Below are 8,112 nucleotides of genomic sequence, written 5' to 3'. Positions count from 1 at the left end.
CTGTCAATTGTTGGTGGGCTGATTACCGACAAAATCGTCGAGCCGCGTTTGGGAAGCTGGCAAGGCGAAAACAAAGAAAAACTTCAGCAACTCGACGATGTACAACGCTTTGGTTTGCGTGTTACTGGGATTGTGTCATTGCTGTTTGTGGCGGTTATCGCCCTGCTGCTGGTGCCGGAAAATGGTCTACTGCGCGACCCGGTGAAAGGCACCATCATTCCTTCACCTTTTATAAGCGGGATCGTGCCGCTGATTATCCTGTTCTTTTTTATCATTTCGCTGGCCTACGGCATCGCCACCAAAAAGATACGCAAGCAGGCGGATTTACCGCAGTTAATGATTGAACCAATGAAGGAGATGGCCGGTTTCATCGTGATGGTGTTCCCGTTGGCGCAATTTGTTGCGATGTTCAACTGGAGCAACATGGGCAAGTTTATGGCGGTCGGACTGACCGATGTGCTGGAAGGCTCGGGGCTGAATGGCATTCCGGCGTTTCTTGGCCTGGCGCTGCTGTCGTCGTTTTTATGTATGTTTATCGCCAGCGGCTCGGCTATCTGGTCTATTCTGGCGCCTATTTTCGTGCCGATGTTCATGATGTTGGGCTTTCACCCGGCGTTTGCACAAATCCTGTTCCGTGTCGCAGACTCTTCGGTTATCCCGTTGGCTCCGGTTTCGCCGTTTATTCCATTATTCTTAGGTTTCCTGCAACGCTATAAACCCGATGCCAAATTAGGGACGTATTACTCTCTCGTCTTACCTTATCCACTGATCTTTTTGGCTGTCTGGTTGCTGCTACTGGTAGCGTGGTATCTTGTTGGCTTGCCTATTGGGCCAGGGGTTTACCCGCATCTCAGTTAACCGGAGCACAGCATGCTGACACTGTTAGAAGACAAGATCGTGACGCCATTAGGCCCGCTATGGATTATCTGCGACGAGCAATACCATTTGCGCGCCGTAGAGTGGGAAGAACATAGCGACAGAATGGTGCAATTACTGGGGCTTCATTATGGTGTCAGCGGTTATCAGCGCGTAGCTTGCGCTAATCCGGATGGGTTGAGCGATAAGTTGCACGATTATTTTGACGGTGATTTAGCGGTGATTGAAACGTTGCCTACCGCCACGGCAGGTACTGCGTTTCAGCGGGAAGTGTGGCAAACACTGCGCACTATCCCATGCGGCCAGGTGATGCATTATGGGCAATTAGCGGAGCAACTTGGGCGGCCAGGTGCAGCCCGGGCAGTCGGTGCGGCGAATGGTTCCAACCCGGTGAGTGTGGTGGTGCCGTGTCATCGTGTGATTGGCAGAAATGGCACCATGACAGGTTATGCCGGGGGCGTGGGTCGTAAAGAGTGGTTATTGCGTCATGAAGGATATTTGCTGCTTTAGCTAATTGTGCGCAGCAGGTTATTCTTTATTCGCTCATGAATAATACACTTTCATAAACAGTCCCATTAATTTCAATGGGATACGTCTTAATCTCCCATCTTATTAGTCGTTATATTCTGAATGGTCTTTCATCATACTTACGTGCTTAAGAAAAAGATGTTAAAATTGACCAATATCAATATAACGGCCCGAGCATATCTATGATCCCTGAAAAGCGAATTATTCGACGCATTCAGTCTGGCGGTTGTGCTATCCATTGCCAGGATTGCAGCATCAGCCAATTATGCATCCCCTTCACTCTCAATGAACATGAGCTTGATCAGCTGGATAATATCATCGAGCGTAAGAAGCCTATTCAGAAGGGACAAACCCTGTTTAAAGCAGGTGATGAGCTGAAGTCGCTGTACGCTATTCGTTCAGGGACCATTAAGAGCTACACCATCACTGAACAAGGTGACGAGCAAATTACGGGCTTCCATTTAGCCGGCGATTTGGTAGGTTTTGACGCTATCGGGACTGGGATGCACCCAAGTTTCGCACAAGCGCTCGAAACCTCTATGGTCTGCGAAATCCCCTTCGAAACCCTTGATGATTTGTCCGGTAAAATGCCCAACCTGCGCCAGCAGATGATGCGTTTGATGAGCGGCGAAATTAAGGGCGACCAGGATATGATTCTGCTGCTTTCGAAAAAGAATGCAGAAGAGCGCCTGGCGGCATTTATCTATAACCTTTCACGTCGTTTTGCCCAGCGCGGTTTCTCCCCTCGGGAATTCCGTCTGACCATGACGCGTGGCGATATCGGTAACTACCTCGGTCTGACCGTTGAAACTATCAGTCGCCTGTTAGGTCGCTTCCAGAAAAGTGGCATGCTGGCGGTGAAAGGAAAGTACATCACCATCGAAAACAGCGAAATTCTCGCACAACTCGCTGGTCAGTCACGCAACGTTGCCTGATTTCTGCTTCCCTAACCAGGATCAATGGATTTTGTTGATTTATTGATCCTGCAATGGGTTATCACCTGTTTCAATTAGCACATATAGGTTAATCTTACTTAACAGACTGTGGTTAAGCAGTTGTAAGGAGACCTGTATGGCAAAATATCAAAACATGCTAGTCGCTATAGATCCCAATCAGGACGATCAACCCGCCCTGCGGCGTGCTGTTTACCTGCATCAACGGATTGGGGGCAGGATCAAAGCCTTTCTGCCTATCTATGATTTTTCCTACGAGATGACCACCCTTCTGTCGCCTGATGAGCGTACGGCTATGCGCAAAGGCGTAATCAGCCAGCGCGCGGCCTGGATTAAAGAACAAGCGCAGTACTACATCGATTCGGGCGTACCCATTGAAATTAAAGTGGTTTGGCATAATCGTCCCTTCGAGGCGATTATTCAGGAAGTGATTAGCGGTGGACACGATCTGGTGCTGAAAATGACGCACCAGCACGACAAACTGGAAGCGGTTATTTTCACCCCAACCGACTGGCATTTGCTGCGTAAATGCCCATGCCCGGTGTGGATGGTTAATGAAAAGCCATGGCCTGAAGGTGGCCGAGCGGTTGTAGCGGTAAATCTGGCAAGTGAAGAGCTGTACCACAACGCACTGAATGAGAAGTTGGTTAAAGAGACGATTCGCCTCGCCAACGATGTTAACCACACCGAAGTTCACCTGGTAGGCGCCTACCCGATAACCCCGATTAATATCGCCATCGAACTCCCCGATTTTGACCCAAGTGTTTATAACGATGCGATTCGCGGCCAGCATTTAGTCGCGATGAAAGCGTTACGTCAAAAATTCGCTATTGATGAAAAAATGACTCATGTCGAGAAAGGGTTACCTGAAGAAGTGATTCCCGATCTCGCGGAGCATTTGCAGGCCGGTATTGTAGTGCTCGGTACTGTGGGGCGCACCGGGCTATCGGCGGCGTTCCTCGGTAATACTGCCGAGCAAGTCATTGACCATTTACGTTGCGATTTGCTGGTCATCAAACCTGATGAATACCAAACGCCAGTAGAACTGGATGACGACGAAGACGATTAACTGATTGGCCTGGGTTCGGTATTCTACGGGCTCAGGCCTTTTAATTTCAGGCTGATTATTTCGTTGTAGCTTCATATAAACACTCATTATGTTATCCAATGAGTGTTTTTGCTTTAGCCCTTATATCAGCCAGTTCGGCAACACTAACGCTTCCCTTTTTTGTCACCTTTCTGGCTCGCCAATCAACGCATGTGATTTGATCGGCCAGGGCTACGCCTTCACGTTCGCCAGAGAGTTCAACCTCAAACGGATAGTCTTTTGCTTTGGTTGTACAGGGAACGCAGAGTAGTAAACCCACTTTATTATTATATGCAAATGGGCTCAGCACCACGGCTGGGCGATTACCGCCCTGTTCGTGTCCTGCTACAGGGTCAAAATCAATCCAGATAACATCGCCAGAATCCGGTACAAAACGTGAAACCATCAGATCAGCTCCTTACCGACCGGAGCGCCAAAATCAACTTTTTCATGGATGTTGTCAGGAGTAATCCCGGCTAACAGCGCATCAAGGGAATATTCCTTCGTTTTCACCGGTACAATGACAATACGGCCGTCTTCAACCGAAATATCAACGGTATCATCCACATTCAATGATGCCGCTTGCATAATGGCCACAGGAAGCCGTACGGATGGGCTGTTACCCCATTTTTTCACTATTACCTTCGACATGTTTTCGATCTCATAGTATCAACAATGATGATACGCTATCACTCATCATTAGAAGGGTCAACATTGCTGATACTAGCATTAAATGACGACTCGTTTTTTACGCCAGCGCCTCCATCAGCACCGGATGAAAACGGCGTTTGAAATAGATCAATCCATGCCCTTCTTCGCCCAGTGAAATATTCTGCACTTCAACCAGGTAAACCAGATGGCTGCCGATGGTCTGCACCTGACGGATTTCCCCTTCCAGATTCGCCAGCGCCCCTTTAAGCACTGGCTGCGCCAAAGCGCCACGCTGCCAGCCGACCAGACTGAAGCGCTCATCCATTGCCATACCGGTCATCCCGGCAAAGTGGCGAGCCATGACTTCCTGTTCGTGGTTCAGCACATTTATGCACAATTTGCCGTTACCCTGAAACACTGGGTTCATCGCGCTGTTCGCGTTGATGCACACCATCACTGTTGGCGGAGTATCGGTGACCGAACACACGGCGGTGGCGGTAATGCCGCAGCGACCCGCCTCACCTTCAGTCGTGACCACATTAACGGCAGCCGACAAGCTGGCCATGGCATCGCGAAAACGCAGACGTTGTTCATCTAATTGCATAGTGACCTCCTGCTGTGAATTACTTCAGCAGCTTATCCAGAAGATTAATATCCGCGTTGTTGTGCAGATGCGGAACCGTCCAGCCGTGCTGGTCGTATTCGGACAGACAGCGATCGACCATCGCCATCATTTTGTCCATGTTGCCGGAGGTCTGCGCCTGGCGCAGGCACTGCAGGCGAATTTCATCCTGGCTACCGGAGTAGTTGATTTCATACAGTTCGTGGCGGCCGCCAAATTCGCTGCCGATAGCATCCCACATCAATTTGAGAATCTTGATGCGCTGCACATGGTCCATACCGTTGGAGCCGCGCACGTATTTCGCCAGATACTGGTCAATCTGCGGGTTATTCAGGTCACGTGCGCTCGACGGCAGGTAGATCAGGCCGCTGGTCACGTTACGTTCGATAATATTTTTAATTTTGGCGTAGGCCATCGGCGCCATCACACGGTAGGTTTGCAGTGCAGCGTGGTCTGGCAGATATGCCCCGTTCACCCACGGAGTCGCTTCTGAACACATAGAGTCACTCAATGCCCAGAACATATTGCGCCAGGCCACAACTTCACCGAGATCCGCTTGCACACCACGGAATTCAAGGGTGCCAGTACATTCGAGCGATTTTTTCAGCAGCGCGGTAATAAAGTCGAGCTTCACCGCCAGACGCACACAGGCTTGCAGCGGGTACATACGTGCAAAGCCACCTTCCATTGTCCAGCGACGGCAACGATCGAAGTCACGGTAAATCAGTACGTTTTCCCATGGAATAAGCACCTTATCCATCACCAGAATTGCGTCGTTTTCGTCGAAACGGCTGGAGAGCGGATAGTCATACGGTGAGCCAGTCGCACCTGCCACCAATTCGTAAGATGCACGTGAGATAAGTTTCACGCCTTCCGCATCCATCGGTGCAACAAACATCAAAGCGAAATCAGGGTTTTCACCCATCACCTGCGCCGAGCCGAAGCCAATCATGTTGTAGTGTGTCAATGCTGAGTTGGTCGCGACAACTTTCGCCCCGCTAACGATGATCCCGGCATCGGTCTCTTTTTCCAGCTTGATGTAAACGTCTTTGACTTCATCGGCCGATTTATGGCGGTCGATCGGTGGGTTAACAATGGCATGGTTAAAGTACATGCCGGATTCCTGAATACGCGTGTACCAGTGGCGGGCGTTCTGCTCGAATTGCCCATAGAACGCCGGGTTAGCCCCCAGCGCACAACCGAAGGCAGCTTTGTAATCCGGGGTGCGTCCCATCCAGCCGTAGCTCAGACGCGACCATTCGGCGATAGCATCACGCTGTTGACGCAAGTCATCAGCACTTTTGGCGACACGGAAGAACTTGTGAGTGTAACCACCGCTGCCGGTATCGGTGTTCCAGCACAGGGAGTCTTGCAGCTCAGGTTTGTGCAGCGCGTCATATAACTGGCCGACAGATGCCGCCGCGTTGCGGAATGCTGGATGGGTGGTGACGTCTTTAACACGCTCACCGTAAATATAAATCTCACGGCCATCCTGCAGGCTTTTCAGGTACTCTTCACCGGTGAACGGGCGTTTTGTGTCTGCGCGGAAATCTTCAGGTTTCATCGTGACCTCTTCAGTATTAATCGGATTTTGTTAAATTTATGTTTTGTTTTTGTTTCTTAATTGAAGCTCTTAAACCCGATTCGGTGAAGAGACTTTTAGGTCAATGGCTGGTACTTTTCAGGCGGGATGGTGTTCTGTGATCGGGGTCCCCACGGAACCGGTGAACGTCTGCGGGAATCAAACAAATAACTGAACACACGGGTAAACGGAAAATCACACAGGTTTACAGATCTCACCCTGACCAGATTGCCAGGGTGATTTTTATATAAGAGATAGCCTTGAGATAGTTAGGGTAAGGATGGTTCTATTTAACCAATATTGACAGTCCCACTCCCAATCACAACACCGCCACAGCTAATACTGTCCCCTGTTCTGGCTGCCGGAATCCCATCTATAAAAACTGTCCCAGAGCCACTTGAGATAGCGCGAGGATGAGGTGGGTGATCTGGCGGTTTGCTGTGCTCAAATAACGGATCCCCCAACCGGGCTGCAGGTAAACCATCAATAAATACTGTTGGTGAACCAGCAATTATCGGCGTGGAATGAAAACCATCGTGTTCAGTTCCTTGATCATTCAGTTTTGCGGCTAACGGTATAAATATCCTTATTATGGTGAGTAAAACTTTGAGTCTCATTTAATAGACTAGTTTTTTATGGTCGCTCCACATCTACCTATCAATATGGCTTTCATTCACACGATCATTGTTCTCACACCATCTATTAATGCTTGATTCTATACCCCTCAAGCCACATTATCACTCCAATACCGAAAAATGTGAGATATCTCACGGTAAATTGGATTATATAAAAATCTCATTTTCACAAACTCGCCTGAACCCCTTCGCCTTTAATATCAAAGGGAGTGTGCTGATGGTAACTTTGTTTATTTCTTCATAATATTTTGATATTTTTTCTCCCGTATTTTTTTCAAGTATTGATGATAAGAAGTATTTTTGTCAGCATCAATAGATATGGAAACCTGGTTAGTTCTGATCTCAAAATAATATTCACCACTATCACCATTGAAACCCATATCTTCAAGATCATCCCTAATACCATCCCCAACATTATATTGAGGGCATAACCATCGCTCTTCAAACACCAATGGCAGGTCTGCTTTGATCGGGCATGTTGAACGTATCTCAAATACTCTGAACATTGTGTTAAACATTATTTTTTCATCAAACCACTGTTCTGTAGCTATAGCATATTCAAGAGATCCAATCTGATACTGATGTTTTCCAGGAAGGAACTCATATGCAAAATTTAGTGGAACCGTAAAAGAGAAGTGTTTCCCCGGTTCAATTATATTCCAACCATTCCGTAGATCATCGCCAAAATCACAGGAGCGTCCTAAATAATCGAGCTTAATATCATTTGTTGTAATCAAAAAAGAAGAACCACACATCAAACTGAAGGCTATTCCTGTCTCAGTGGGTAAACTATGCCCATTGATAAAGTAGTTCTTATTACTTTTATTATGGAATGTTATGGTGACTAATATATTACTGCTTGCCTGCCTCACCTTAAGTGAAACATCTATAGCGCGTACTTTTTGGCTCTGTTTATTTTCTGCTTCGCCAATATCATAGTTAGGATAGAGATCAGCAATTGTAGCACCAGATTGCTTTCCCATGAGCCTTTCATATGCTGAAGACTCATTTAATGGATAAACCATTGGGTCGGCCGTGAAGGCTTTTTTACCCCAGTAAATTTCTCCGTAGCCATATTTCATAACTATGACACCCACAGCATTAGCACAGGTTATTGACATATTAAAGAGAAGTAAAAAGAGAAACACTACGATCCCTTTATTCGGCCTCAATTAAAC

10 protein-coding genes are annotated in these 8,112 nt (G+C 47.8%); 4 read left to right on the top strand and 6 right to left on the bottom strand.

Annotated features, from left to right (window positions below):
* The 4 genes from MES37_RS22440 to uspE all read left to right on the top strand — a co-directional run.
* On the top strand, nucleotides 1–858 hold an 858-nt coding region (locus MES37_RS22440), incomplete at its 5' end, for an AbgT family transporter (RefSeq protein ID WP_237932681.1).
* A gap of 12 nt (nucleotides 859–870) precedes the next feature.
* Nucleotides 871–1,386 carry a methylated-DNA--[protein]-cysteine S-methyltransferase gene (gene ogt, locus MES37_RS22435; RefSeq protein WP_064547177.1) on the top strand — a complete coding sequence of 172 codons (516 nt, stop codon included), beginning with the start codon at nucleotides 871–873 and terminating at the stop codon, nucleotides 1,384–1,386.
* A gap of 200 nt (nucleotides 1,387–1,586) precedes the next feature.
* A complete protein-coding gene (gene fnr, locus MES37_RS22430) occupies nucleotides 1,587–2,339 on the top strand; it encodes a fumarate/nitrate reduction transcriptional regulator Fnr (RefSeq protein WP_064547179.1) in 753 nt (250 codons plus the stop codon).
* A 136-nt stretch (nucleotides 2,340–2,475) separates the two neighbouring features.
* Complete coding sequence (gene uspE, locus MES37_RS22425; protein ID WP_064547181.1) at nucleotides 2,476–3,426, top strand: universal stress protein UspE; 951 nt, start codon at nucleotides 2,476–2,478, stop codon at nucleotides 3,424–3,426.
* 91 nt (nucleotides 3,427–3,517) lie between these two features.
* Here the strand turns inward: uspE and mazF are convergent, their stop codons facing one another.
* From mazF to MES37_RS22395, 6 genes are all read right to left on the bottom strand, one after another.
* Nucleotides 3,518–3,850, bottom strand: a complete 333-nt coding sequence (mazF, locus tag MES37_RS22420; RefSeq protein ID WP_237932680.1) for an endoribonuclease MazF — start codon at nucleotides 3,848–3,850, stop codon at nucleotides 3,518–3,520.
* Nucleotides 3,850–4,095 (bottom strand): AbrB/MazE/SpoVT family DNA-binding domain-containing protein, encoded by a 246-nt coding sequence (locus MES37_RS22415; protein WP_064547184.1) that lies wholly within the window; start codon nucleotides 4,093–4,095, stop codon nucleotides 3,850–3,852. The genes mazF and MES37_RS22415 overlap by 1 nt, the downstream gene beginning before the upstream one ends.
* 97 nt (nucleotides 4,096–4,192) lie before the next feature.
* Entirely contained in the window at nucleotides 4,193–4,699 is a 507-nt protein-coding gene (locus MES37_RS22410) for a 4-hydroxyphenylacetate 3-monooxygenase reductase subunit (protein ID WP_064547185.1), read from the bottom strand.
* 19 nt (nucleotides 4,700–4,718) lie between these two features.
* Nucleotides 4,719–6,281, bottom strand: a complete 1,563-nt coding sequence (gene hpaB / locus MES37_RS22405; protein WP_064547186.1) for a 4-hydroxyphenylacetate 3-monooxygenase, oxygenase component — start codon at nucleotides 6,279–6,281, stop codon at nucleotides 4,719–4,721.
* A gap of 308 nt (nucleotides 6,282–6,589) precedes the next feature.
* Nucleotides 6,590–6,877 carry a type VI secretion system PAAR protein gene (locus MES37_RS22400; RefSeq protein WP_232886859.1) on the bottom strand — a complete coding sequence of 96 codons (288 nt, stop codon included), beginning with the start codon at nucleotides 6,875–6,877 and terminating at the stop codon, nucleotides 6,590–6,592.
* A 287-nt stretch (nucleotides 6,878–7,164) separates the two neighbouring features.
* On the bottom strand, nucleotides 7,165–8,016 hold the full coding sequence (locus MES37_RS22395; protein ID WP_237932679.1) for a transposase: 852 nt from the start codon (nucleotides 8,014–8,016) through the stop codon (nucleotides 7,165–7,167).
* Nucleotides 8,017–8,112: the final 96 nt, after the last annotated feature.

The sequence above is a fragment of the Buttiauxella sp. S19-1 genome, from assembly GCF_022134725.1.
Classification (GTDB): Bacteria; Pseudomonadota; Gammaproteobacteria; order Enterobacterales; family Enterobacteriaceae; genus Buttiauxella; species Buttiauxella ferragutiae.
The sequence above is the reverse complement of the archived record's forward strand: the minus strand, read 5'-3'. Positions and strand labels throughout refer to the sequence as shown.